This window comes from Paenibacillus sp. J22FR5, from assembly GCF_059691975.1.
This window is the reverse complement of the sequence record NZ_JCAUAN010000013.1, coordinates 26,321-50,112: the sequence shown is the minus strand read 5'-3', so window position 1 is coordinate 50,112 and position 23,792 is coordinate 26,321. Positions and strand designations below refer to the sequence as shown.

Below are 23,792 nucleotides of genomic sequence, written 5' to 3'. Positions count from 1 at the left end.
AAACTATAATCGTGGAAAATGAATCATTCCGAGCGAAATCGTCACGTTCCCTGACTTCTTCTTATTTACAATCAACTGCTCATTTCCACTATATAACTTAGCAGAAGGCTCACTTACCGCGTAAGCTCCTGTAAATTTATATACCGTTTCCGATGGAGCTTCGATGTTAACTTCATTCAATTGATTGGCCGTGTAACATACCATCTCCCAGCCGTACTTTTGACATACCTCCAGCAGTCCTGGCTCATCCTGTTTCAAATCAATCGTACACAACGCTTTCACACTGCGGATCGAAAATTGCAATTCCGCCAAGGTGTCAGTAATAACCGCCTCAATTTCTTCCAGTGTAGTGCCTCTATTGCAGCCCATTCCAATCACAAGCACCTTGGGACGATACAATACTCCATTGTCTAATAGTCTGGCTTCATCCGGATGTAAAAGACGATGCGTGACGATGAGCGCAGCGTTTGGCTTCGCCAGCATGGCCTCAGATACAGTCTCATATACTTGTATATTGGCAGGCATGGGATTGGCATGCAGCCACCAATTCCGTTCACCCGATTCCTGAACAACGGCAATTTGCTCCTCATTCACAACTGCTGCACTAACCGGCGTAAGCTTGTCTTCCGCTTCCCATTGCCAGCCAAAACGACGACCGAATAAATCAACGGCAATCGTCTTTTGCACATCAGAGGCTGTAGTAATGACGGGTCTCGCTCCAATGGCTGCGGCAACTTCCAGCGTCAGCTCATTAGCTCCGCCCAAATGACCGGAAAGCACACTAATGACGTGCTCTCCTTTATCATCAATGACGACAATCCCTGGATCTTTCTTCTTATCCTGTAATAAAGGTGCTATCATGCGAATGACAGCGCCCAACGAAATAATGATGATCAGACCTTTATATGCTGGAAACAAAGCCGGAAACAACAAACGGACACTTCCATCGAAAGACTGAATGTTCCGCGAGTCCTCATCTCCTCGGTTAAACTTACTCATATAATACAGGTCTGCATGTGCAAACTGACTTTGCAGCTTCCGCGCTAATTCCACACCGTGTTTCGTAATAGCGATAATCGCAAAATCAGATGTTTGATGAATGGTTGGGATTTCTCCCTCTAGCAGTTGGATGCTCATGAACTTACCCCTCTGCGAAAGCGGTGCGTAAACTCCTTATCGTAAAGCTTGGACTTATATTCTTCCTTTTGATGAATATCAGGGTCCAACGCCCAACCCGCTAGAATCATGGCATGGGAGCGAATTCCATTCTTTTTCATATCTTCTTCCAAATGAGCGAGTGTCGTACGTACAATAATTTGATCCGGCCAGGTTGCTCTTTGCACGACGGCGATCGGCGTATCCTCACGCCAGCCGGCTTCCCTGAAATCATTAACAACCTTCTTCGTCAAAGTCGCACTTAAGAATAACGCAATTGTGCAATGATGCGCTGCCAAGTCTTTTAAACGTTCGAGCTCCGGTACAGGGGTTCTGCCTTCTGCTCGTGTGAGAATCACCGTTTGGGTTAACTCAGGGATCGTTAGCTCTGCTCCAAGAGCAGCCGCAGACGCAAAAACAGAGCTGACTCCCGGAATGATCTCATAACCGATACCTTCCTTTTTTAACAGTACGATTTGTTCCATAATGGCTCCAAAAACAGCTGGATCACCTGTATGAACACGGGCAACCATTTTGCCCTGCTTCACGCGATCCACCATAATGCGAACCATCTCATCCAAATCCATGCCTGCGCTTTTCAACACTTCTGCACCAGGCTTTGCTTTAGCAATCAGCTCTTCATTGACTAAAGAATCTGTGTAGAGGACGACATCGGCTTCCTGCAGCAGTCTTAAGCCCTTTACAGTAATTAAATCAGGATCACCTGGACCTGCGCCGATAATATATATTTTCATTATTTTCTCACCACCATTAAGGTTAAATATTCCAGTTCTCGACCCGCCAAGCTTCCCACGCTGCGCCAAATCAACTCTTCAGATGACGTCACCTTGGTTATCACCGATGCTTTATCAACAAGCTTCAAATCTCTCAAAACGGTTAGCATTAAGTCAATGACCTTGGCTACCTTAATAAAGACAACGCAATCATGCTCTTCCAAAGCCTTACGCATCTTATCATAATCATTTGTAGCAGGAACGATCGCTATTTGATCATCGCCATCTGCTAGCGGTATCCCCAAAGTTGAGGCGGAAGCCGTAATAGACGATATGCCAGGAATCGATCTCACTTCTACTTCAGGATGCTCGGCATTCATCAAGCGCATCATATGAATAAATGTGCTGTAGATCATCGGGTCTCCTTCTGTAACGAAAGCTACATCCTTCCCCTCCTGTAAAAATCCCCATACATCCGCAACTGTCTTGGTCCACTGCTTCTCTAGCGCCTCTTTATCTTTCGTCATGGGAAAAGTAAGCCCTAGCATCTGCTTTTCCGCCGGATTCACATACGCTTCCATAATCGTTAGAGCGTAGCTTTTAGCCCCGCGCATCTTTCGCGGATACGCGATTACCGGAGATTCCTTCAGAATGCGAAATGCTTTCACCGTTATCAGCTCCGGATCACCAGGCCCCACACCTACGCCATACAATTTACCTAATTTACTCAATGATGGCAGCTCCTTTACTCAGACTTTCTTCATTTGCATGACGTTTCTTGGCAGTAATGATGTAAACCGGGTTTAAGCCCTCAAATCGATTCATATCCAAAATAGGCTTACTTCGCGAAACCTGCAATAAGGTAATCTGGGTATGAAAGCCTTCTGCTTCAAATGCTTTATTGGCTTCGTAGAGATTTTCAATGGTCACAACATTTAGGACAATAACGCCATCTGCTTGCAGACGAGTACAGCAAATATGCAATAGCTCTTGCATTTCTCCGCCGGTGCCCCCTATAAAGATGGCATTCGGGTCAGGAAACTCCTCAAGTCTCTGCGGCGCTTTGCCAAGAACGGCTGTTAGATCTGTACGGAATTTCACCATATTTTGTTTACAATTTTCCAAATCAGCTTCATTCTTTTCGATCGCATACACCTCGCCTAAGCGCGCAATGCGAGCTGCCTCAATTGCAATAGAGCCCGTACAGGTACCGACATCCCAGACAATGCTATCCGGCCGTAAGTTCATATTAGCTACACTTAATATGCGCACTTCTTTTTTCGTAATCAGACCCTTGTCTGGCTTTCGCTGGGCAAATTGATCATCCTCGATGCCAAGCGGCCATACAGGACTGTTAGACTGTTTTTGCAAAATAACAACATTTAAAGGAGAGAACTCGGCTTCTGCCATTTCCTGCAGCGAGTACCAACCGGTTTTTTCATTGCTCCCGCCTAAATTCTCAGCTACAAAAGCACGATATTCGTCCATACCATAATGGCGTAAATACTGAGCAATCGTATTCGGGTTATTCGTTGCATCTGTTAACAGCGCAATGGTTTGTCGACCGTCGATCCGCTGTGCCAACCCTTTCATGCTGCGGCCGTGAACACTTGTCACATAGGCATCCTGCCAACCTTGACCTAATCTTGCAAAAGCTAGCTGAATCGAGCTTAAGTGGGGATAAATCTCCACACGATCGAGTTTTTTTGCAGCATAACTACCTATGCCGTAGAATAATGGGTCTCCTGAGGCAAGGATCACAATCGATCTATGTTCTTGTTTCAATTGTTCCATCATTTCAGACAAAGCACCTTTAATGGTCATTCTCTCACCTTTGAAATCGGCAAAAAATTGCAAGTGCCTCTCCCCGCCTACGAGCACCTCACACTGTTGAATCCACTCTAGATATAAAGGCAGTAGACTTGCCTTTCCGTTATCACCAATTCCGATCATTTTAATAGCCGGCTTCACTTCAATTCACTTCCTTATTTGCTTTTTGAACCAGAGTTTGGCTGATCACCCTTGTACATGCGCCTTTCCCAACAGCTCAGCTTTCATCGAGATAATCACGGTTTCAATTTCCATGCCGCCCTCAACCTGCTTTAAGCTTTCTTGACAGCAGTACTCACAAAGCTTTTGAAAAAAAACGTGATTTCCCAAAGCATTCATCCGATCTCCGACCTGAGATGCGGTATTCGCAGTCCGGATTTCGGTGACTACCTCATCTGAAGCACCCGATTCAGCCGCAATCTGCGCCAAAAATCCGAAATCTACAGGAGCGCTTTTGGAATGCACATTCATTACGCCTTGAGCTACCTTGGAAAACTTCCCCATCATTCCTACTAATGTGACCTTACGAACCCCTTGCCTTTTGGCCATCGTTAAGGAAAATCCAACAAAGTCACCCATCTCAACAAAAGCTTCCTCTGACAGATCTGGATACATAGCGATTCCAAAGTTCTCTGTTCTGCCACCTGTGGAAATAACTAAATGATCACAGCCACATTTAACGGCTACACGAATCGCAAGTGCGACACTTGCCTTATAGGCAGCTGTAGAAAAAGGAACCACCGTCCCACGGGTACCGAGAATAGAAATACCCCCTATGATTCCCAGCCGCTCATTCAGTGTTTTCTTCGCAATTTCCACACCATCTGGTACGGAAATAACAACCTTAACGCCGATGTGAATATCGAATTCATCTAAAACCCCTTGAACGGCTTCGCGAATCATTTTGCGAGGAACTGGATTAATGGCTGCTTCACCCACATCCACTGGCAGACCCGGCTTGGTCACTCTTCCGACACCGATTCCCCCATCTAACTCAATTCCGGGCGCTGTTTGCCAAGTAACCGTAGCTATGATAAGCGCTCCATGAGTAGCATCTGGGTCATCCCCACCGTCTTTAATCACCGCAGTAGTCGCCATATCTCTTGTAAATTCACAATTTACGAGTTGAAAGGTGACATCCTCACCAATTGGAATGCGAATGCAGGACTCACTTTGTCTCTCTTGCAAAATCAAAGCCATCAGGGCCGCTTTTGCTGTCGCAGCAGCACAAGAGCCCGTTGTATAGCCATGGCGCTGCGGCTTAGGATCGATGATTTCCATAGCGTTATTCCTGTTTTTCAGCTAATAGTGAAATGGCATTTAAAGCAGCAACAGCTACCGCACTTCCACCCTTGCGTCCGATATTGGTAATGAAGGGGATGTCTAGCTTTGCCAATTCTTCCTTCGACTCCGCAGCAGAAACAAAGCCAACAGGAACACCTATAACAAGTCCCGGTCTTGTGACACCTTCTTTAATCAAGCGAATCAACTCTAGAAGGGCTGTCGGTGCATTACCGATCACATAAATGCCTCCCTCGGCTTCAAGGATCGCTTTTCGAATTGAGATAATAGCTCTTGTTGTATTGAGTCTCTTGGCCTCGACCATAACATCAGGATCGGAAATATATACGTTAACCTCGCCGCCAAACTTTTCAATCCGCCCTTTACTAATTCCGACCTGCACCATTTGTACATCAGCAACAACCATTTTGCCGCTGCGGATCGCTTGAATCCCTGATTGAATCGCATCTGGATGAAACAGGAGACTGCGTCCCAATTCAAAATCGGCTGATGCATGAATCACACGTTGGACAACAGCGTACTGCTCTGTCGTAAACGGATGCTCACCAAGCTCATGCGTAATCATTTCAAAGCTTTTTTCCTCAATTTCCTGCGGTTGTATCGTCAATGGTTTGAAATCTGTATGAAAATCCATCTCTTTACGCCTCCTTTAGTAATTGAACGATATGACTTAACACACTTGAAAAGTCTGAATGCTGATTACCATAGTCTACAGTAGGTCTGCCAATCATGATCGTATCGATACCCAGCTCTAATGCCGCCTCTAGCTTCTCGTCGACTGCGCCTACTTTACCGCTTTCTTTTGTAATCATTAACGTTACCTTATATTGATTATAAAGGGCTGTGTTCAATTCTTTTGTAAAAGGGCCTTGCATAGCCACGATATTCTTCTGTTCCATTCCGAGCTCTTCACATTTCTCCATATTATCTTTGCGCGGAAGCATTCTTGCAATCAATGTTGTATTCGGCAAGTCAAGCAGCTTATCTGTAAATACCTTTAAGGTTTTGCTGCCTGTTGTCAACATGATCACACCTTGCTTTGATGCAGCCAATTCCGCTGCTTGCTCGTAATCATCCACATAATATAAATGTGGATTGTCCTCATAGGTAATACTCTCACGTTCATAGCGAATGTAAGGCACCTTAGCACGCAAAGCCGCTGCCATGGCGTTCTTGGAAGCTTCTTCGGCAAACGGATGACTTGCATCGATAACTATTTTAAAGCCGCCGTTACTGATTAAGTCTGCAAGTTCAAACTCATTTAACCTGCCGAAACGCACGGGCAATTCAGCTTCTTCCATCCCTTTGGCTGCATTTTCCGTTACGACTGAAGTTAGGAGATCATAGCCTGCTCCTTTGATTTGCAAGGCCAATTCTCTCGCATCGCTTGTACCAGCCATCACCAATATCATCCAAGCTCACTCCTTTTTCTACGCCAAGGGCTGTCTTATTTATGGTCATGCTTGTGATCGTGGTCACGGTCGTGATGATCTTGTTCATGATGATCATGGTCATGATCGTGGTGATCGTGGTCATGATGATGGTGATGGTCAATACTGTCCATTGCAGCAATACGATATTGACACATATCGCAATTGACCTTCACTTCATCCCGTAACGCTTCATTAACACGATCGCTTAATATTTGCTTCAGCTCAGGATGGAATCCGAAATACTCAGCCATCGAAAATTGATGATCAGGGTGCTTTAATTTAAACTCTTCCAGCATTTTCTCCATACGATTGATCAAAATACCTGTAAATAAGAAGTAAGGTACAATAACCACATGTCGGGCTCCAAGCTTCAAACACTTGTCCACGCCTTCTTCAATAAGTGGAGATGTAACGCCAATAAAAGCCGTTTCCACCCATTTGACCTTCATTTTTTCCCATAGAAGTCGGGATATTTTGAACAAGTCGCTATTTGCATCCGGATCACTGCTGCCTCGGCCAACTACAAGAATAGCCGTATCATTCTGATCTTCATTTTTCGCGATTCCCGCATCACTAGTTCTCGATGTTAGAATATCCAAAACCTTATCATGAATGCCAATTGGTCTACCATAAATAAATTGAACGAGTGGATATGTAAGCTTGGCCTCATCGATTGCAGCTGGAATATGAATTTTAGCGTGACCTGCGGCAAACAGAATAATCGGAATAACAATCACTCGCGTTGCCCCTTTTTTGATGCAAATTTCTATTCCATCAGTAATATTAGGCTTTTCAAATTCCAAAAAGCAGGTTTCAGCAATAGGCTGATTTAAGGTTTCAATGACACTCTGAACAAAAGCTCTTACTTCATCATTTCCATGAGTATCCCTACTGCCATGTCCAACAAATAATACTGCATTCATCATTTGTTCCCCTCTCAAATTTAGTCACCACATAATGCATTCTCAATAACAAAGCTTGGTACTTCTTGATATCTATAGCCCTCAATCTGTTGTATCCTTTTGAAAAATTTATGAAACCGCTCATTCGGATGTCCTTCATGCTTATAACGGTCAACAATTCGTTCAATAACGCCTACAATATCCTCCGGTTCAATTCCTTCCGCAACAGGCTGGGCCGTGTGCGCGTTTCTTCCCACGGTTTTACCGCCTAAGAACAAGTCAAACTTTTCCTTGCGATATACAATGCCGATATCTTCACTAACAGCGTTATAGCAAGCCATTCCACATCCATTAAAGCCAATTTTTAATTCTTTGGGAACATTCATTCCACCAATCATCTCATTGATCTTCTCCGCATAGGGGAGCGATTCAACCTTTTCTAGATTACAAAAGTCGCAAGCCTTCAACTGAACAACATCTCCTATAGGTGATAAAATGAAGCCCTCGTTCGTCAGTCTACTGGTAATATGATCCGGCTCTGCAACAGCGACACGAACAATTAATTGATGATGCGGTGTATATTCAATGTCGCCTTTATCCCCAACGATTTCAGCTAGTAAAGCCATTTGTTTGGCAGTAAATTTCTTATTGGCTAACCCCGGACTTACCGCAAACTCAAAAATTGCTTCTTGCTTATACGATGGCTGCATGAGCTCGATTGGAGAGTTCCGCTCTGTTATCCCTTTGGATAAGCTAACTAAATGTAAGGCTTCCATAGCAAATGAGTGAGGATTCGGTATTCCAACTGGCTTCACCGGTTCAGATTTTTCTATACGATCGAACTCATCTTCATACAGCTCATGGTCAGTCTCATCTTCTTCTTTCCACTGTTCTAAAGCCCAAGGCTCCGCCTCCGTTTGCAAGCGTTGATGTGGTCTTAAGCGCTGCACATCCGAATCCAAAGTGTATTTTCTTTGATAACCACGCGGTGTAATCATAAGGCCTTCATATATCATCGTGGTCGAGTTGCCTATAATGACTGTAGTTAACATGCCAATATCATGATCGAGCATATTCTGTAACGTTGTAATCACCACTTGCTCACGATCGCGATAAGCGCTTTTTACAATACCTACAGGCGTATCTGGAGATCGGTACTTAAGAAGAATTTGCTGCGACTCCACAATTTGTCTTGTTCTTCTACCGCTTCGCGGATTATAGAGCGCAATGACAAAATCAGCTTGTCCTGCAGCCTCCACTCGTTTGGCTATCTGCGTCCATGGCGTCAAATGATCACTCAAGCTAATCGTACAAGAATCATGCATAATGGGCGCTCCTAATAGAGAGGCAGTCGAATTAATGGCAGAAATACCTGGAACGATTTCTACCTCCACACCATCTGTACGCGACCATCCCTTGCCTATTAAGACTTCATAGACTAACCCGGCCATGCCATAAACTCCTGCATCCCCGCTGGAAATTACCGCTACCTTTTTGCCTGCTTCCGCCTGTCGAACGGCTTCTTGGGCGCGGCTAACCTCCTCTGTCATTCCTGTACGGACAATCGATTGACTGGTAAGTAGATCTGCAATCAAATCTACGTAAGTGTTGTACCCGATTACAACCTCACTTTCCTGAATGGCCTCGCGCGCGCGTTTGGTAATATGTTCGAAGCTGCCGGGTCCAAAACCGATAATTAATAATTTCCCTCTCATTCTCGTCCACTCCTTTTTACACTATATTCAAAGCAGGGCAAACAAAAAACACCTCTAACAAAAAAAATGTTAGAGGTGCCTGACATTAAAATCTATATGATGGAATGGCAACTTCATCCAATATGCCAAACTCATTTTAGAAAATAAAGGGAGCTTCTAACACTCCCTAAATCCACGTAGGTCAATTGTGTTGTCAAAATAGGCAGGTCTCCTGACTTAGAATATCTCTTCTGGTGTCTTCCCAAGTTTTCCTCAGTGACATAAAAACCAGAAGAGTGCCAATTAATTTTAGCATTCCTTACAGTGGCGGGTCCGTGACGGCATTTCACCGAACTTCCCTTTTAACTAGACTAATACATAGTCCAGAACCTATTTCCATAAAAATATTTAGTTTTTCTTGATGATACCATTACTGAAAACTCTTTGTCCAATTAATTTATTGTATAGTTTTGCACACAAATCAAGCTAGGCGTTCGCCTTCGCACATTGATTTCAAGTGATTATTAAGTTAATGCGTGGGATTTCTTCCTAGCGCGTAGCGTGACAAATACAAAACAAAGTAGTAAGAATAAAAAGATTCCAATTCCTATGATTTCAAAATCAATTTCGGCCCAAGGGTTGAAATATGTAAAAGCTTCATATAACGAAACACCATACGCAAGAACTACTATAACCCACCCGAATAATCTTGAAGCCGCTTGCCCAAGTTTCCCTGAGTGATGAACCATTCGATATGCAATCAACGAATCCAAGGTATCCGTTAGCATCATCCCAATCATGAAAACAATTCCCAAAATGACAGGCATATATTCGACTTTATTACCCGCAGCAAGTGCCCAAACGGATGTCTGACTGATCGTTTCAGCGGCTAATGCGAAAATCGCACCAACTAAAATAATTAAAAATGGATTTGTTGTTCCTTTGGAAACTTTTGCAATAAAATTTCCTCTATATCCTTTAACTTGAAAATCTTCATTTTTATGCTTAGAACGCAAGAGATTATAGATATTTATAGTTCCAATGGTAAAAAGTGAAAGTACAGAAATCCATGTTGCAACCGTATCGAAATAACCCGGTAATTCAAAATCCTTGATAAACATACCCAAAACAATTGCCATACTAGCTACTACTGCTCCATGGCCAAATGAAAATAAGGTACCTACCCAGCGAGCAATAGGACTTCCCATCCGCCAATTATACCGCGTCTGTCCATCAATAAAAGCTAAATGATCCGCGTCTAAACCATGACGTAGACCCAAAACAAAAACAAGAAGTATAAGTGAAACAGTTGACATTGATGATTACCTCTTTCGTTTTCAAATTTATTGCAATTAATGCACAAAAAAAGCCCCGACGACCTCTAAGGTTTCGGGACTTACTTATGGGAACGGTAATAAATGACAAGTTAAGAAGAGCTAAACTGCCAGTTCATTTTTCGTCACCACTCCTTTTCTCCGAAGGCGTATTTGGTGTGCTCGACTAGGTAGGTCTTCTGGCTTCCGTTTCATTGCACTCCCTCTGCCTTCCCCAGACTTAATTCTGAGTGACATATAAAGAAGGAGGCTCCTCGGTTACAGCGGCGGGACCGCTCGGGAGTTACACCCGATTCCCTGTTATGCCTTGCTCACGCAAGGGCACCTAGTGAGATAGATATGAAATTTTCTTTAATTATAATTCTCTACTTCAAAATTAAATCCTTTTTTAACAACCTATTTTTATTTTGATTGGACAATAAGTGTACAACGGGGTCTCCACTATCGACATAGGCTTTTGCTCTGTAAATCGTTTCATCTAGAGGATTTTGATTTTGTAAATATGTATCCGTCCTTGCATTTATATAAAAACCTTTATAGCCATTCTCCTCTAACGTAGTTCTAATCTTCGATATAAGATTACATTGTTGGCTCAATGGCTTGAGACCTACTATTTGCTTGTGAGAAACCTCTATATTGATTCCTGAAACTCCTAAACATGCAAGTTTTAATACATTTTCAACGATCGTTTGATCATTTTCTCCATAACCTGACTCTATATCTACCGTAACAGATACTTTCACATGATCTATTATCATTTTGACAACATTTAGCAGTGTTTGAAATTCAATCATTTCGCCGTCAGAATATCCTAAACTTTGGGCTATTCCCCAACTGGTTGTACCGATTGCTTTAAATCCGGCTTTCACGAGTGAAAGTGCGGAGAATAAGTCCCAAGCATTCCCTAGCAAAAAAACATCATTTGATTCATGCAATGCGTTAAATTCCTGAATTTTATTCATGATAGCACAACTCCTATTGGGGTTTTAGAATTGATCTGGCTGTACTCATTATTAATTCCTATTTTCAATTAAAGGTTAATTAATCTTACCAATTCTATCATCCAGCTTTAATAACCACCGGGAAAATATGGATATAAATAAATTTTTATTCTTTCACATATTCCGGGCAGACATTTTTGAAATCGTTTTTATGTTACTCTATAAGAAGAAAGTGACAGCAATGTGTACCGACTCCAACTCCGCGATGCATTAGTGGAACTTTAACACCCTGCAGAAGGGCTGAACAAAAAAGGGCGCTTTTCAGCGTCCCCTTTAGCCTGTCTATAATTCGGAAATGTCGCTTGGCATTCTGCCAGTACGTTGAATGGTACGAATCTGAGAAGTTGTTAAACGGAATCCAACCAGAATAAACGACGAGGTTACATTGTTAAAGTTGAATGCTCGTAAGTCTGAAATGTTCTGGCTGCCACGGAAAATTCGAAAATTCCCTGTAAAGTTGCGCCCTGAAAACAGGACTAACGTTACTTGACTAGGAATTAGAACATTTCTTAGCCGGAAACTGGAGATGATGTTGTTAAAACCGAATAATCCCAGATCTGAAACTGCCACGCCTCGTCTAAATGTTAGACTTCTTCCAGTAAAGTTAAAACCCGAGAAAAAAGTTACTCTAACATTACGATTAAATATTAATCCCATCCCTATCACCCTCCTAATCACAAGATAGTAACAATGTATGAATTGGTTAATATATTGGCTTGGACTATATGGAAGATAAACTGATCAACTCTAGCTCAACAAAGAACGAAGCGCATGCTATGACCGTATCTGGATTCGACATTAAACCCCAACCATCATGCCAGTTAGCACAGAAAAGGCAGCCGAGGTTTGGTCGGCTGCCTTCATGTATTGAACTAACATTCTCCGATAGATTCTTACTTTTATCCTGCGGGATATGTTTCACATTCTCATATAAAGATCGACCGCTTGAAGAGAAGCGTCATTTTCCCCATCGCACAAATCATTCAGCTGTGACTTTGACAAAAAAGCCCAAGACTCTGCTCATGACGTAAATTTCAGGCTAAGAGATCCTGAGTTCTTTTCGTTCATAGAATTAAAACGTATTATATACATTTTCACATTCTTTCGCGGTCGGCTCATAAAAACAGTGAAGCTTGTATCGTCCTACGTTCGGCTGATTATACCAGGTTGGCGGACATGGCTGGGGAGCCTTGGCCGTTCCCGGACGAAAATACCAGAGGGAGAACTTGCCCGGCCAATGCTGCTCCCCATTGACAGCCCGTCGCGCCAGACGGCGTTCTCTCTCTTTTGCGTTTTGATAGTACATACCATGTTTCAGAGCTTCGAATGCATGCGCTGATTGATCATTTGGGGAATTGTCAGGATTCCTTTAAAGTCGGAGCAATTCGCTCGTATTCGGTTAATGCCAACATTTCCAACAAGGAGCATACCCGGATAAATGTTTAAATAAGATAACTAAGGATAAAATAGGGAAAAGTGAAATACCCATAAAGGTTGTGAAAAAAGAATGCAATCTAGCGGAAAAATATCCGGAAATCAGTTAAGCTTACTTTTTTTTACCTTTATTGTTTCTACGCTCATTCTATCCGTACCCGGAATTATGGTATCTTTCGCCAAGCAGAACGCCTGGTTGTCTATTTTTCCAGCATCGCTTACGGGAGTCGTGAACATCTGGGTACTGACCACTCTGTCCAAACGTTATCCCGATCAATCAATCATGCAGTACACTGTCGAGATTTGTGGGAAATGGGCGGGCAAAATTTTAGGATTTTATTTGACTTATTATTTGTTTTTCTTTATTTCCAGCACTGTAAACGAACATGCCGGGTTTCTTAACACGATCCTCCTAATGAATACTCCCTCTCTGGCACTGATGGTCTCCATGTTGTTTTTGTGCTGCTTAGCCGTACTGGCAGGAGTCGAGGCTATCGCCAGGTGCAATGAAGTGATTGTTCTCATTATCATCGTCCTGCTGATCCCTATCTTCATTTTTTCTATCCGGGATATTGAACTGGCTCGCTTGACTCCGTTTCTAGCGGAGGGACTATTTCCGGTAATTAAGGGTGCAGTGGTTCCGTCCGCCTGGATGAGCCAGTTCTTTTTTTTGGGATGGTTCCTCCCGTACTTAAACGAAAAGCCGCAAAATGTCCGAATGAATTTGTTTTCGGCAATGGGAGGAGTTGTCCTGTTAATCATGACAATCGACATCGTTACCATTATGATGTTCGGTCCGATAACGCCCCGTTTGAAGTTCGCTTTTTTGAAAGTCATCCAATATATCGGTATCCTCGGACCCGTTGAAAGGCTGGAGGCCATTGCTATTGCGATATGGATTCTTGGGATTTTCACCAAGATTTCGATGCTGCTTTATATGTTTTCTTTAAGTGCAAGCCAGTTATTCGGTACGTCAAATTATCGGAAAACCGTTGTTCCGGTAACTCTGTTATCTGCTGTTGGTTCCGTCTGGATTTTCAAAAATGACGCTGAATTTCAAGCCTGGATTACTTTCACCTATCCGATATTAGCCCTCTTTACGCAAAGCTTGCTCCCATTGCTACTGCTTACCATTGATACTCTCAGAAGAAAAACCGCAAAGTTATGGGGATAAAATCATTTTTCCGAGGGGTTCGAATAGGAATTTGTACGGAACGACAAAGCTAGGTAGTTCCACTCCCGCTATCAGAAGCGCGCCAATGACAGCGGTTACGGTCATGAGTAGTGCATAAATCAAAGCCTCCCGCTTCTCATGACTCCCCCTTAAACGACGAATTTGAAATAAGGTGTACGTGTAAAGACACAACACATATCCTGCAGACATGATAAGGTTCACTTTATAATCTCCTTTTCTTTCAATTGCAAGGAAGGGCCGATAACTCCCGTATTGTTGATGGTGAGGTTCACGGATACGGAAATTTCAGCCTCTTCAAAATGCTGATCCCATTGTGGCTCTACGATACGCCACTTTTGTGGATCTTTTCTTTGCAATTGCTGGCCGAAGCCTACGATATCCGTTTTGTATTGGGTTTGTATACTACGCAAGAACACCTTCATATCCTGTTCAACCCGATTTTCCAACGCTTTTTTGATAAGCTTCTGATTGTTCGGTTGGCCTACGTCGAGCCGAGAATTGTTTTCAAACAGATCTCCCTTTCCTTTTATATCGACATGAAATTTAAGAAGATTTCCTACCATATCCGGTTTGATTATGACTTCGCTGCTCGTTAGAAAATAACCCACATTTCCCTTTCCTTCAGGCAGATCGGCAACGATTTTATCCGTCTTCTTGTTTTTCTTGAACCAGAGAAAAGAATGCGTTTCCGCATTATCCAAAAAGCCAACCAATGCAGACGATTTGAAAATTGCCGTACCTTTCATACGAAATAGTTTGTCCGTGTCTTTTTGCGACGAACTAAAAAAATGAGTCGGCTCCAAAACCGCAACCGCCGGATATATTCCCTCGCTCGCCGATGCTATCAAAAAATCCCGCAACGTAGTGGAGACTCCTTCTCCCCGCATAATTTGCATTTCTTTCAAAGCTTCAGCGGGAACCAGTTCATAGGGGTAACGGACTTGCAGTAGATCCCCAGCTTTCATTCCTTTGACAACAAATATATACGTTTTTAACCGGTTCCGCGGTTGGCGGCTGAAAGAGTCCAAAATGTCGTTAATGCCATGTTTGGCCAAAGATTCCCCGATTAGTATAACGCTGCGATGCGAAAAAAATAGCGTTCTGGACATTTTTTGCTGAAGCTTTTGGTCAAGATCAAACGCATTTTTTCCAACCTCCGAAATCAGAAAGAACCTATCCCCTTCTTTCGAGGTGCCCCCCGTAGTTTGCGAGGATGGGGCAGGTACGGAAATCTGAAGTGTCGCCCGTATGTTTCCGTCTTCCATCAAGTCCAGCCCCGTTCCCATAACCAAACCGATATCATTGATTTCCATGCGATCCCAACAGCCCGTAATGACCAGTGGAATCAAAAAAATCCCGATTCGTAACCATCGTTTCAACTATTCTCCCCCTTCCTGCTGAGGTGCTTTAGTAGCTCTTGCGTAAGAGGGAGCGGATATGCCAACGCCATTTTTTCGGGGAGCCCGGAACCACACATCCTTAATTGATCTTAGTGAAAATGGAGCCACAGGTGTAAAATAGGGTACGCCGAAAGATTTCAAATGCACAACGTGGAGCAAAATCCCTAAAAAACCGAGGGCTATACCATATAATCCTAACGTTCCTGCCAAGAAGATGATTGGAAACCGAAGTAAACGGATCCCATTGGCAAAATTAAATCGCGGTATGACAAAGGCGGCAATACCTGTCGTAGAGACTACGATAACGGTGGGAGCTGAAATAGTGCCCGCCTGTACGGCTGCCTGCCCGATGACTAGTGCTCCAACGATGCTTACCGTCTGACCTATCGTTCTTGGTAAGCGAAGCCCAGCCTCGCGTAAAGCTTCAAACATAAATTCCATCAGCATGACTTCTATCATAATCGGCAATGGCACAGGCTCCCGAGCGGAGGCGATGCTCAACAATAAACTGGTGGGTATCATTTCCTGATGGTATGTGGTCACCGCTACAAAAAAAGCAGGGGCAAAGATAGCGATAATCATAAAAATAAATCGGATCCACCGCACGAAAGTAGCTACAGGGAAACGTAGATTGTAATCTTCGCTTGCTTGCATACCGTTCCAAAAAGTAACTGGAACAATGAGAACGAAAGGGGAATTATCTACAAGAATGGCTACCCTTCCTTCCAATAGTCCCCCTGCTACGGCATCGGGCCGTTCCGTGATTTGAACGGTTGGAAAAAGGGGAAATGGATCATCCTGAATCAATGCCTCGATGTAACCACTCTCCAATACACCATCAATCCGGATAGAAGCGATTTTATCTCGTACCTGGTTAACGACTGCTTCATCGGCAAGTCCTTCGATATAAGTCACTAGTACACTCGTTTCCGTAATCTCGCCTACGGTGAAGGCCTCCATTTTCAAACGAGGGGTACGAATATAGTTGCGCAACAGCCCAACATTCACTGACTGCCTTTCGATGAAACCCTCTTTTGGCCCCCGGATAACCGGTTCCGAAGAAGGTTCTTCGATGCTCCGATGAACCAAGCTATTTACTGTGAGACAAACGGCACTCGCTTCACCGGCAGTAAACACGATGGCATACCCGCGCAGCAAAAGTTTGATGATTTCCGCCCAATTCGACGTTGTTACCGATTTGCCGACTGGAATTGATTCACTTTTCAATGTTTCCGTTTCTTCAGCAATCCGTTCATATGGTTTTAAGACTAGATCGCTCACTTTTTTTTCGTCGGTTATCGTTTCAAGATAGACAATTAAACGCTTGACTTTCCCGTCATCCGTATTAATTTTATGGCAAACCAAATCCGAGCATTTTTGAAACATTTGTTTCACAAAGGCTTCGTTTTGTTCGATAATAGACGTTACAGCTTCCTTATCTAGCCTATTTTTATCACTTTCATCCATAATGGGTGGACTGCTGACTAGCCATTTGCGTAACCATGTCGTCACTGTGAAAATCCTTCCATTGACATTTATGCTATTTATAGCATGTCTTGGAAAACAGATAATTATCCGTAGTTGAGCAGCCTTGTGGTGTAGGTTATTCATCTTTTTTTAGTGAGTTAAATTTTAGCATCGAGTAGCTTTTTTCTAGATTGACTGGTGGAAAATCGAATTTGGCTCGATGGTCATCGGCAGAGCCTTTCTGATCCCGGGTGATTTTGCCAAGATTAAAACGGCTCTGTTCGCATCATTTGCGACAGAGCCATTCTCCTTCAACTATTCGTTTTTACTTAGTACTTCTTTCAATTTCACATTTAGCCAATCAAATGCTTTCTTAAGCTCTTTTTGGGGTATTTTCGCAAACCGATCACCGATGGTAACCTCATAATAACAAGTTGTCTCACCGCTCTCTCTTAAATAAGGGGTTAAGCCCACGCCCGTTTCCTCATACATGGTTATTAATATAGGTTCAAGCTTCTCTTTTGACACATCAACATGGACATGAAACATATTAGTTACAGGTTGTAATGGTTTGGTTTCAAAGCCCAAGCATTGATTATAATAGGAAGCAAGTTCTTTAGCTTCTTTATAATACTGCTCCATGTTATGCAGTCGCTGTTTGAAATAATAGCTGGCGCTGAGGATATATGGATACAGGCTGATTAAATCGCCACCATGACGTCTTTTCCATACTTTAGACTCTTTTGTAAAAGCTTCATCGCCTGCAAGAATGGCTCCTGCAATTCCGCCGATTCCTTTATAGAAAGACACATAAACACTATCAAATAGCTCGCAAATTTCAACAGCAGACTTTTGATAATAGGGCAGAATTTCATATAACCTAGCACCGTCTAGATGCAATCTGATATCATTTTTACGACAATACGTAGAAATGGCTACAAGCTCGTCGAAATCTGGTAACTGTCCGCCAATTTCACTTTGAGGCAATTCTAACAGCAAACAAGCAATATCCTCCTGCAGATCGAGGACATCTTCTAGTCGAATCAACCTGTCCTTATCCGCCAATAAAATTGATTCGATATGGTGCAATTCTTTTAACCCATCCTCCTCATGGATCTCTAAATGACTCAAAGGATGATAGGCTACTTTCTTTATTCCTTTTTTATCACACCAAATTCTTAAAGCGATTTGCTGTGCCATTGTTCCACTAGGAAAAAATACGGCAGATTCTTTGCCTAAAAACGATGCCATTTCTTCTTGAAAATCTTCTATAAGTTTCCCGCTCCCATAAATATCACTATCTACATGTTCATCAACATGATGTAATGCCTCTTTCAACACTTGAATTTTTCTTTTACCATGGCCGCCTATTGGATTGTTGGTTTGATTAAATGCTTGTAATAAAGGATTGATTTTGCTCATTACATGTTACTCCTTTGTGTGCAGCTTACTTCTCTTCACTTGGTATTCAGACATCTGTAGATTATAATCGAGCTTACGCAATTTTAAAAGGAGATACGACGTGATTATGGAACGAACCTTCTACCGTTTTACCGCTAACTGGCTCCGGCCTGTTACCTATGGCTTTCCAGACAGCAATAAATACACGCTCACGGTTCTGAGCGGCTCCGTACTGGGCTGCATCCATTTTTCGAAAACCAGACCAAAGAAGCGTCAAAGACATTAAAATGTTCTTCGACGCTTCTTTGAACAACGAGCTTTAGAAGCAAACTTTTAATCTAAGGTTAATTATACATTCTCACTTGACGCACTCTTCCAATTACAGCCAGCATCAGCAGAATAATTGTGGCTAGCAGGTAATACTGAGATACACCTCGGTCAAGAGCTTGTCCGCCTACTGCCATGGCCTTTAAGCTTTCCCATTCACCCACGACAAGCAAATGAATCATTGCCCCGCTGCCTGTCAAATAAGCAACAATGATTCCAGCTAGCCACAATACAATAAATTGATTCCGAACTGGATCCATGGCCGTAAAAATCAATTGATGGGTACGGTAATACGTTTCATTTGTGCCCATTGCCGACCAAATCAGAACTGGCCAAACCCAGGTAAGGGGAAAAACTAACACTAATACGGATTCCATTGGCAAAAATAAACCAAGTACGATCATTACCAATGCTATCAAGTACCACCATAAACGTAACCCTTTGATCATAAGACGCAGTTCCATCGTTAATGTTTTGATATAGTTGGATTGCCCTTCTGCATTAGAATAAGGAGTTAACTTTGTATCAATGTCATTCCGATGTACAGGCTTAATGTGCGGCTCCGCTTCACCAAATTCATTGGGTTTATCTTTTTTATTTATTTTGGCCGAACGTGTTAGATCAAACCGATGAAAGAAGATAGAAGCCACCGTTACAATTACTACTGCCGCGGCTACTAAATAATCAGCTTTCATCATATGGCATAGAATACGAAACGAGGTCATGCAGTTGCCTACAATGGATAAATAACCTTAATGCTTAAACCTACTTCAGCTAGCATCTTCTTCGCTGTGGCCAATCGAATCCCAAGGTTATCCACATCCTAACGGTCCTTTTTAGGTTAACGTACATCGGTACTACCACTCATGCCTGTTCTAGCCGTGCAATCCTCCTACCAATCGGGTCAAATCCGAGGAGCGGATGTCCCCCTGTTCTATTCTTTTTTCATTACTAAAAAAGTCTCTTAAGAATTACGCTAATACTTAAATTCCTATAGTTTAATAGCTCCTACAACCAGTCAAGATTGGAGTTTTTTTATCACTATCGGTAACAATTGAGTGTTTGTCCTATATCAAAATATGAAACAGAACATATAGTATTGTATTGCAAAGGAGGTGCAAGTCATTGTCCGTTAATAAAAATAATAACAATATTTTAGTAAGGATTCAAAAACAACTGATAGCTATTAACAATGCCGTTCTTCTCAATAGAAAGAAAATAATTGAATTTAGACAGACTTGCAAAAAAAATGATAAAGAACTCTTATTACAGATCAGAAAACAACTGAAGGCTATCAACAATAAAGTTCTCATTAATCAGCACACGATTGGAACTAAACTAGTTCTCTCAGGCAAACAATACGATAAAGATGCTTTGAAAAGAATACAAAAACAACTTAAAACAATCAACCAAAATGTTCTTATTAATCAAAAGATGATTGATCGTCTATTAGAGGGCAATAAATACAATGACGATATCAAAAAGAGTTTGAAAAAGATCAATAAACAACTTAAAACGATCAGCAAGAACGTTCTTCTTAGTCAACGTATTGTTGATGGCTTAATTCAGCCTCCTCCTGTCTCGTGCCCAGCGGGTCATACTTGTATTCCTGTGCGTTTGATTGATGGGTTAAGTCTAGACTTAGATATTGATCCCAATGAACCAAGTATTAAAGTCACTCTCAAAGTGTTTGGAGCATCTGTTTTCTCCGGAACGATAAGTTTGAGAAATCCAACACTTAGCATAGGCGGAGAATTTGGTCTTTTCCTTGCAGAATTGACTTTGAGAGGGGAATTTGGAGACATTGCTCATGGTCATTTTAGACTTATCTTGAGTGGTAGAGCATGCGTCGGCCCACCCATTGACTTTTTACGTACCTGTACCGATTTCAACCAAATCATTTTTGATAGATAATTCATGAGAAACTCACGATTTAGAACTATTCTGCCCTTTTAATTGAGTAAAGGCAACCGATCCACTGTCTTGTTGCCTTTCTCAAATAGTTTTTCCTTTAAAAATAATTATTCATGGTCATAGTAATATACTTTCCCACCAAATCTTTGTTCATTTTAGATTGATTTGATCTTTGTTGAAGTGCTTGATTACAACATTTTTAAAGATCGCGGTGCCGCCTTCAGAAAAAAGGGTAATTCCTTGATCATTTAATTCCGGGAAAATTTGATTGGAAAAAACGATGGTTCCATCATCCATAAAGACTTCAATGCTTGTTTTATCGACGAGAATCTTAAAGTGAACATTCTTCTTACTCACATCAAAAGCTGACCTGCTTTCAACATATTTACCACTCTTGTCGGGTTGCCCAGTAAAAGCTCTATTGACATAGGAATATTGGCCTTCTATAAACACTCCGACATCTACATGACGGTTATTGTCTGTTGATTCCCGAAGTCTTAATCCAACATTCTTGATATCTGACCATGATATATCTGTCTCGAGCTGGTAAGCATCGCCTGTTATATGAAGAGTTTTAGAGCCATTAACCTCTATTTGTTTCAACAAATCCGTTGTATTTATCAATTGATTCAATGCTTCAATGGGTTGTGAAGCCAAACGATACATATGATCGCTTACTTTTTTTAGATTAATTTGACGAACAATCGAATCCATTCCGTTAAACCCTTCCTGAAGGGTTGGCGTATTATGGGGATAATCCCAATTATTCATCCAAGCCAAGGCATACCGATGATTGTATTTATCGTTGTCTTTCCCTTCTTCAAATGTGACGGCACCATACCAATCAAAGCCATTATCTAACCACTGAGGGTCACTTTGATCAGGGAAAAATTCCTTTCCATTAAAGTGTCCAGTCCAATAGGCGTAAGTGTTTGGTTGACCTGCCGATTTACCATTAGCGCTGACACCAAGAATCCATTTATAGATCCCGTCATTCGCACGCATCAAATAAAGATCAGGACACTCCACAATTCCGATATTTTCTGTCATAAAACCACTCATATATTGCCAATCTTTTAAATTCGGAGACTCATAAAAACCAATCTTCGTCCCTTCGGCCATTGTCATCACCCATTTATTAATCTGATGATCCCAAATGATTTTCGGGTCTCTAAAATCTTTGGTGCCCGGATTCGGAATAATGGGATCGTCACGATAAGAAGTAAACGTTTTTCCTTTGTCCGTACTGTACCACAGATATTGTTCCTGCTTCCCGCCTACTGCAGATGGCTGTGTCACGATCGCGACAAGCGCTTCTTTTCCAAAGCCTGCCGTATTTTTCTCGTCCACAACGACTGATCCGCTCCATAAATCACCATTATTGGTTGTATATTTAGGAATGGCCACCCCTTCATCTTTCCAATGCACCAAATCCGTTGTTGTCGCATGCCGCCATTCGGTTCCATTTCCGTTCGGATAATCATGATTATAAAGATAATAGTAATGATACTTTCCATCCAAATAAAACGGCCGCTGAGGGTCGTTTTTCCATTTATCGGGCGTAGTGAAATGATAGCTAGCCCGATACGTTGGCATAACGGAATCTATGGTTTCGTTCGTCATCAAAATAATGAAACAAATCATAACTACACCTATTCGTTTTGCTGCTTTCTTCTGATTTGTTGTATAGTTCAAGCTGACACCTCCTCGCTGTGCTGCTGCTTATTCCTTTTTGTATAAAAAGAAAACGCCGATTTTCATCGGCATTTTCTTTTGCTTTATTGAGGATGCTTTTATTTTTTCTTCTTCGTGTCAATCGTTAATTGCCCTTGTGCAAGGATACTATCTTTGACAACCGAAGTTTTTGAACCATTAATGTTCAACAAGAAACTCGGCGCAAAGGTAGATTTGTGGTCTGCATAGAAACCTCTGTTTGTCATATAACTCGTGATGACCACATTGTTACCGTCAGCTTGCGGTACTGCAAAGTGGGAATAAGTCCAGGTTAGATCTTTAGGATCAAGATTCATGTTTAAGACAAGTCCGCTTTCATTTAACGGTTTGTATGACCCTGTTAAGGAATCGGACACATAACCTAACATGTATACATCATTCGCCCCGATTCCATCAATCGTCATTTTGGAACCCCTGGAATCCGTGAACAAATACCATTTACCATTCATTTTAAATACGTTGGCACGTTCGATTTCATCTGTTACAGTGTTCGATGCAATTAACGGTTTCATGACTTTTTTCAACGTATAATCGTCGTTCAATTCAATAATACCCAATGCGCCATTCGCTAACTCAGCAGCACGTTTTTTAGGACCTTGCAGCAATTTATTTTTTTCATCTTGGAAGAATTGCTTGTTTCCGCCGTAGAAAGCTTTGTTAAAGAGCGATGCCTCTCCTTGGTAACCAACTTCCGTTCCTGTATTGGCTTCGAAAACAAGATATTTATGACCATTATCTTCCACATAGTGAGGGTCTCTGAATGTATGATTATCCGAATAATTCTCCGCTTCGATTCCTTGCATAACATTTTGATAGATTTTGCCGTCTCCGCCATCAAAAATCGATTTCAGATCCTGGACGCCATCAATTTTCAGCGTACTTTTATCTGGTTGAGATACATTGACTTGGGCTGTTGTTAAGGTTTGTTTACCATAAAACCCGTGATTGGGGTCCCAACCCTGACGATCTGTATAGAATAAGCGAACTTTTCCATCCGATGTTAAGGTTGCGGAGCCTGACCATTCTTCTGCTTGATATTTGAGAAAAGGATCGTTAGGAACGAATTTATCGCTATCCTTAAATACTCTTCCAGCATTTTTCAAGCTGTCAATGGAAGTATCGCCTACTTTTTGATAGAACATGTAGACAAATGTGTCCCATCCTCTTTTAGGGTCTCCTGCTAAAGCAAAAACGATATTGTAGCCATTATAATTTGCTACTGTTCCATCAGCGTTTTGCAGCGGCCAGCTATCCCAAACATCGATATCGATCAAGTTGCCCTGCTCATCATAACCTTTTGCCGAAGGAATGTTTTTTATTGTTGTTGCATCGAATTGAGGTGCTTGAAATTGTGCACTCTTTTGTTGTTCAGGTATTTTCAGCATATCAGAGCGTGTAATGTGGGAAAAACCATATTTTTCATTGTAATCCGTATTGTCTTTTTCTTTCGCAAATGCTTGAGCACCACCTCCTACCAGCATTGCTGTAGTCAAGCTTACTGTTGTTGCTCGTTTAACCAATTTTTTGATGTTCAT

The 23,792-nt window shown here is 42.1% G+C and carries 22 protein-coding genes, 1 pseudogene and 2 riboswitches; of the genes and pseudogenes, 2 read left to right on the top strand and 21 right to left on the bottom strand.

The annotated features are described in order from the left end of the window. Window positions 1-3: 3 nt before the first annotated feature. The 13 genes and pseudogenes from AC58P7_RS17760 to AC58P7_RS17700 all read right to left on the bottom strand — a co-directional run. A complete protein-coding gene (locus tag AC58P7_RS17760) occupies window positions 4-1,137 on the bottom strand; it encodes a cobalt-precorrin 5A hydrolase (protein ID WP_497345110.1) in 1,134 nt (377 codons plus the stop codon). After that, entirely contained in the window at window positions 1,134-1,910 is a 777-nt protein-coding gene (gene cobM / locus AC58P7_RS17755) for a precorrin-4 C(11)-methyltransferase (RefSeq protein WP_497345108.1), read from the bottom strand. Before cobM ends, AC58P7_RS17760 begins: the two co-directional genes overlap by 4 nt. After that, a complete protein-coding gene (cobI, locus tag AC58P7_RS17750) occupies window positions 1,910-2,620 on the bottom strand; it encodes a precorrin-2 C(20)-methyltransferase (RefSeq protein WP_497345106.1) in 711 nt (236 codons plus the stop codon). Before cobI ends, cobM begins: the two co-directional genes overlap by 1 nt. Next, complete coding sequence (gene cbiE / locus AC58P7_RS17745) at window positions 2,613-3,860, bottom strand: precorrin-6y C5,15-methyltransferase (decarboxylating) subunit CbiE (RefSeq protein ID WP_497345104.1); 1,248 nt, start codon at window positions 3,858-3,860, stop codon at window positions 2,613-2,615. Before cbiE ends, cobI begins: the two co-directional genes overlap by 8 nt. A gap of 45 nt (window positions 3,861-3,905) precedes the next feature. Further along, on the bottom strand, window positions 3,906-5,000 hold the full coding sequence (locus AC58P7_RS17740; protein ID WP_497345103.1) for a cobalt-precorrin-5B (C(1))-methyltransferase: 1,095 nt from the start codon (window positions 4,998-5,000) through the stop codon (window positions 3,906-3,908). A gap of 4 nt (window positions 5,001-5,004) precedes the next feature. Continuing rightward, entirely contained in the window at window positions 5,005-5,655 is a 651-nt protein-coding gene (locus AC58P7_RS17735; protein WP_497345101.1) for a precorrin-8X methylmutase, read from the bottom strand. Window positions 5,656-5,659: 4 nt separating this feature from the next. Further along, window positions 5,660-6,433, bottom strand: coding sequence for a precorrin-6A reductase (cobK, locus tag AC58P7_RS17730; protein WP_497345099.1), 774 nt, complete (start codon window positions 6,431-6,433; stop codon window positions 5,660-5,662). 35 nt (window positions 6,434-6,468) lie between these two features. Then, window positions 6,469-7,377, bottom strand: coding sequence for a sirohydrochlorin chelatase (locus AC58P7_RS17725; RefSeq protein WP_497345097.1), 909 nt, complete (start codon window positions 7,375-7,377; stop codon window positions 6,469-6,471). A 20-nt stretch (window positions 7,378-7,397) separates the two neighbouring features. After that, the gene (gene cobJ, locus AC58P7_RS17720) at window positions 7,398-9,071 is read right to left on the bottom strand and encodes a precorrin-3B C(17)-methyltransferase (RefSeq protein ID WP_497345095.1); all 1,674 of its coding nucleotides are present in this window, start codon (window positions 9,069-9,071) and stop codon (window positions 7,398-7,400) included. Window positions 9,072-9,255: 184 nt separating this feature from the next. Next, a riboswitch (cobalamin riboswitch) is annotated at window positions 9,256-9,459 on the bottom strand. 115 nt (window positions 9,460-9,574) lie between these two features. Further along, entirely contained in the window at window positions 9,575-10,366 is a 792-nt protein-coding gene (locus AC58P7_RS17715) for a HoxN/HupN/NixA family nickel/cobalt transporter (protein WP_497345093.1), read from the bottom strand. Between the two features lie 170 nt (window positions 10,367-10,536). Continuing rightward, window positions 10,537-10,728: riboswitch (cobalamin riboswitch) on the bottom strand. A 21-nt stretch (window positions 10,729-10,749) separates the two neighbouring features. Continuing rightward, window positions 10,750-11,346: an isocitrate lyase/PEP mutase family protein gene (locus AC58P7_RS17710; RefSeq protein WP_497345091.1), complete on the bottom strand. Its 597-nt coding sequence runs from the start codon at window positions 11,344-11,346 to the stop codon at window positions 10,750-10,752. A 321-nt stretch (window positions 11,347-11,667) separates the two neighbouring features. Further along, window positions 11,668-11,955: a hypothetical protein gene (locus tag AC58P7_RS17705; protein WP_497345090.1), complete on the bottom strand. Its 288-nt coding sequence runs from the start codon at window positions 11,953-11,955 to the stop codon at window positions 11,668-11,670. Between the two features lie 502 nt (window positions 11,956-12,457). After that, window positions 12,458-12,816 (bottom strand): annotated as a pseudogene (locus AC58P7_RS17700) (cell wall hydrolase); the annotation flags it as partial. Between the two features lie 76 nt (window positions 12,817-12,892). Here AC58P7_RS17700 and AC58P7_RS17695 point away from each other — a divergent pair. Continuing rightward, window positions 12,893-13,993: a GerAB/ArcD/ProY family transporter gene (locus tag AC58P7_RS17695; RefSeq protein ID WP_497345088.1), complete on the top strand. Its 1,101-nt coding sequence runs from the start codon at window positions 12,893-12,895 to the stop codon at window positions 13,991-13,993. On the opposite strand, the gene AC58P7_RS17690 is transcribed toward AC58P7_RS17695, so the two are convergent. The 6 genes from AC58P7_RS17690 to AC58P7_RS17665 form a co-directional block, all read right to left on the bottom strand. Beyond that, complete coding sequence (locus tag AC58P7_RS17690) at window positions 13,982-14,215, bottom strand: hypothetical protein (protein ID WP_497345086.1); 234 nt, start codon at window positions 14,213-14,215, stop codon at window positions 13,982-13,984. The genes AC58P7_RS17695 and AC58P7_RS17690 overlap by 12 nt on opposite strands. After that, window positions 14,212-15,393, bottom strand: a complete 1,182-nt coding sequence (locus AC58P7_RS17685; RefSeq protein WP_497345084.1) for a Ger(x)C family spore germination protein — start codon at window positions 15,391-15,393, stop codon at window positions 14,212-14,214. Before AC58P7_RS17685 ends, AC58P7_RS17690 begins: the two co-directional genes overlap by 4 nt. Then, the gene (locus tag AC58P7_RS17680) at window positions 15,394-16,926 is read right to left on the bottom strand and encodes a spore germination protein (RefSeq protein ID WP_497345082.1); all 1,533 of its coding nucleotides are present in this window, start codon (window positions 16,924-16,926) and stop codon (window positions 15,394-15,396) included. It abuts the gene before it with no gap. 270 nt (window positions 16,927-17,196) lie between these two features. After that, entirely contained in the window at window positions 17,197-18,303 is a 1,107-nt protein-coding gene (locus AC58P7_RS17675; RefSeq protein WP_497345080.1) for a threonine aldolase family protein, read from the bottom strand. A 73-nt stretch (window positions 18,304-18,376) separates the two neighbouring features. Continuing rightward, complete coding sequence (locus tag AC58P7_RS17670; RefSeq protein WP_497345078.1) at window positions 18,377-18,565, bottom strand: hypothetical protein; 189 nt, start codon at window positions 18,563-18,565, stop codon at window positions 18,377-18,379. A gap of 61 nt (window positions 18,566-18,626) precedes the next feature. Further along, entirely contained in the window at window positions 18,627-19,307 is a 681-nt protein-coding gene (locus tag AC58P7_RS17665; RefSeq protein WP_497345076.1) for a hypothetical protein, read from the bottom strand. A 427-nt stretch (window positions 19,308-19,734) separates the two neighbouring features. Here AC58P7_RS17665 and AC58P7_RS17660 point away from each other — a divergent pair, with 427 nt between their 5' ends. Further along, the gene (locus AC58P7_RS17660) at window positions 19,735-20,523 is read left to right on the top strand and encodes a hypothetical protein (protein ID WP_497345074.1); all 789 of its coding nucleotides are present in this window, start codon (window positions 19,735-19,737) and stop codon (window positions 20,521-20,523) included. A gap of 150 nt (window positions 20,524-20,673) precedes the next feature. Here the strand turns inward: AC58P7_RS17660 and AC58P7_RS17655 are convergent, their stop codons facing one another. Next, entirely contained in the window at window positions 20,674-22,167 is a 1,494-nt protein-coding gene (locus tag AC58P7_RS17655) for a glycoside hydrolase family 32 protein (protein WP_497345290.1), read from the bottom strand. Between the two features lie 149 nt (window positions 22,168-22,316). Then, window positions 22,317-23,792 carry a levansucrase gene (gene sacB, locus AC58P7_RS17650; protein ID WP_497345072.1) on the bottom strand — a complete coding sequence of 492 codons (1,476 nt, stop codon included), beginning with the start codon at window positions 23,790-23,792 and terminating at the stop codon, window positions 22,317-22,319.

Coding starts and splice junctions, on each gene's coding strand:
- AC58P7_RS17760 (WP_497345110.1), bottom strand. CDS start 1,137: ATGAGCATCCAACTGCTAGAGGGAGAAATCCCAACCATTCATCAAACA.
- cobM (WP_497345108.1), bottom strand. CDS start 1,910: ATGAAAATATATATTATCGGCGCAGGTCCAGGTGATCCTGATTTAATT.
- AC58P7_RS17740 (WP_497345103.1), bottom strand. CDS start 5,000: ATGGAAATCATCGATCCTAAGCCGCAGCGCCATGGCTATACAACGGGC.
- AC58P7_RS17735 (WP_497345101.1), bottom strand. CDS start 5,655: ATGGATTTTCATACAGATTTCAAACCATTGACGATACAACCGCAGGAA.
- cobK (WP_497345099.1), bottom strand. CDS start 6,433: ATGATATTGGTGATGGCTGGTACAAGCGATGCGAGAGAATTGGCCTTG.
- AC58P7_RS17725 (WP_497345097.1), bottom strand. CDS start 7,377: ATGAATGCAGTATTATTTGTTGGACATGGCAGTAGGGATACTCATGGA.
- cobJ (WP_497345095.1), bottom strand. CDS start 9,071: ATGAGAGGGAAATTATTAATTATCGGTTTTGGACCCGGCAGCTTCGAA.
- AC58P7_RS17715 (WP_497345093.1), bottom strand. CDS start 10,366: ATGTCAACTGTTTCACTTATACTTCTTGTTTTTGTTTTGGGTCTACGT.
- AC58P7_RS17710 (WP_497345091.1), bottom strand. CDS start 11,346: ATGAATAAAATTCAGGAATTTAACGCATTGCATGAATCAAATGATGTT.
- AC58P7_RS17695 (WP_497345088.1), top strand. CDS start 12,893: ATGCAATCTAGCGGAAAAATATCCGGAAATCAGTTAAGCTTACTTTTT.
- AC58P7_RS17675 (WP_497345080.1), bottom strand. CDS start 18,303: ATGAGCAAAATCAATCCTTTATTACAAGCATTTAATCAAACCAACAAT.
- AC58P7_RS17670 (WP_497345078.1), bottom strand. CDS start 18,565: ATGTCTTTGACGCTTCTTTGGTCTGGTTTTCGAAAAATGGATGCAGCC.
- AC58P7_RS17665 (WP_497345076.1), bottom strand. CDS start 19,307: ATGATGAAAGCTGATTATTTAGTAGCCGCGGCAGTAGTAATTGTAACG.
- AC58P7_RS17655 (WP_497345290.1), bottom strand. CDS start 22,167: ATGATTTGTTTCATTATTTTGATGACGAACGAAACCATAGATTCCGTT.
- sacB (WP_497345072.1), bottom strand. CDS start 23,792: ATGAACATCAAAAAATTGGTTAAACGAGCAACAACAGTAAGCTTGACT.